Raw genomic sequence first — 1921 nt, 5'->3', positions numbered from 1 at the left:
CTTATCGTGGCGAACTTTGCGGACGAGGACCAGATCGTCACCGTGCACATCCCTATGAGCGGAGAGGACATCCGAGTCAAGGTCGCAGCATGCGATTATGTCGTCAGGAAACTGAAATAGCGGACTCCTTCCTATGGAAGGGTTTGAAAATTGACGAGGATTTGCTAAATTAGCGCCCAATTTCGCGCCAAGCGGAAAACGAGAGGTCGTTTGACCGAAGACAAAAGGAAATTTCATAAACAATTCATAAAGAAAATGGCAACAAAATCCAATCTTCAGATTGCTCGCGCTGCTTATCAGCCAAAGCTTCCTAAGGCACTCCAGGGCCCAGTAAAGGCCGTAGAGGGTGCTGCAACTCAGTCAGTTGGTAACCAGGCCGAGATCAAGGAACTCTTCCCTAACACCTACGGTATGCCAGTCATCACTTTCGAGGCTGGTGAGAAGGTTGAGCTCCCTGCATTCAACGTCGGTATCATCCTTTCAGGTGGACAGGCTCCTGGTGGACACAACGTCATCTCAGGTCTCTTCGACGGCGTTAAGTCCCTCAACCCAGCTAACAAGCTCTATGGTTTCATCCTTGGTCCTGGCGGACTCGTTGATCACAACTACATGGAGATCACTCCTGAGCTCATGGACGAGTATCGTAACACCGGTGGATTCGACATCATCGGTTCAGGTCGTACCAAGCTCGAGAAGGAAGAGCAGTTCGAGAAGGGTATCGAGATCCTCCGTGAGCTCGGTATCAAGGCTCTCGTGATCATCGGTGGTGATGACTCTAACACCAACGCTTGCGTCCTCGCTGAGTACTATGCTGCAAAGAAGTACGGCGTACAGGTAATCGGTTGCCCTAAGACCATCGACGGTGACCTCAAGAACGAGCAGATCGAGACTTCATTCGGTTTCGATACCGCTTGCAAGACTTACTCTGAGCTCATCGGTAACATCCAGCGTGACTGCAACTCTGCACGTAAGTACTGGCACTTCATCAAGGTGATGGGCCGTTCAGCATCTCATATCGCTCTCGAGTGCGCTCTCCAGTGCCAGCCTAACATCTGCCTCGTTTCTGAGGAGGTAGAGGCTAAGGAAATGTCTCTCGACGACGTAGTAACCTATATCGCAAACGCTGTCGCAGTTCGTGCAGCTGAGGGCAACAACTTCGGTACCGTTGTCATCCCTGAGGGTATCATCGAGTTCATCCCTGCAATCAAGAAGCTCATCGCCGAGCTCAACGAGGTCCTCACCGACCCAGCTACCGGCGAGCCTCGCGAGTTCGCTAATGCAGAGGCTCAGATCGCATTCGTGAAGGGTGCTATCGCTGCTGACAACCTCGCAGTCCTCGAGTCTCTTCCTGAGGATGTCGCTCGTCAGCTCTGCCTCGACCGCGACCCACACGGTAACGTACAGGTTTCTCTCATCGAGACTGAGAAGCTCCTCTCTCGTATGGTTGCCACCAAGCTCGCTGCATGGAAGAAGGAAGGCAAGTTCGTAGGCAAGTTCGGTACCCAGCACCACTTCTTCGGTTACGAAGGTCGTTGTGCAGCTCCTTCTAACTACGATGCAGACTACTGCTACTCACTCGGTTACAACGCTTCACGCCTCATCGCTAACGGCAAGACCGGCTACATGTCTGTAATCAAGAACACTACAGCTCCTGCTGCAGAGTGGATCGCAGGTGGTGTGCCTATCACAAAGATGATGAACATCGAGCGTCGTAACGGTGCTAACAAGCCAGTTATCCGCAAGGCTCTCGTTGAGCTCGACGGTGCTCCATTCAAGTACTTCGCTGCCAACCGCGACGTATGGGCAAAGGAAACAGCTTACGTTTACCCAGGTCCTATCCAGTACTGGGGTCCTACAGAAGTTTGCGACCAGCCAACTAAGACACTTCAGCTCGAACAGGCAAAATAATATTTGAGTGAAG

1 protein-coding gene is annotated in these 1921 nt (G+C 52.0%); it reads left to right on the top strand.

Going from position 1 to position 1921, the window contains the following annotated elements:
* Positions 1-255 precede the first annotated feature (255 nt).
* Positions 256-1908 carry a diphosphate--fructose-6-phosphate 1-phosphotransferase gene (locus tag AC06ND_RS09070; protein ID WP_475678662.1) on the top strand — a complete coding sequence of 551 codons (1653 nt, stop codon included), beginning with the start codon at positions 256-258 and terminating at the stop codon, positions 1906-1908.
* Positions 1909-1921 lie beyond the last annotated feature (13 nt).

It is taken from the genome of Candidatus Cryptobacteroides sp. (assembly GCF_056207615.1).
Note: the sequence above shows the minus strand (reverse complement) of the source record. Positions and strands in the feature narration are given on the sequence as shown.

Excerpts from the sequence above, each read along its gene's own strand:
- AC06ND_RS09070 (WP_475678662.1), top strand. The coding sequence starts at position 256 with ATGGCAACAAAATCCAATCTTCAGATTGCTCGCGCTGCTTATCAGCCA.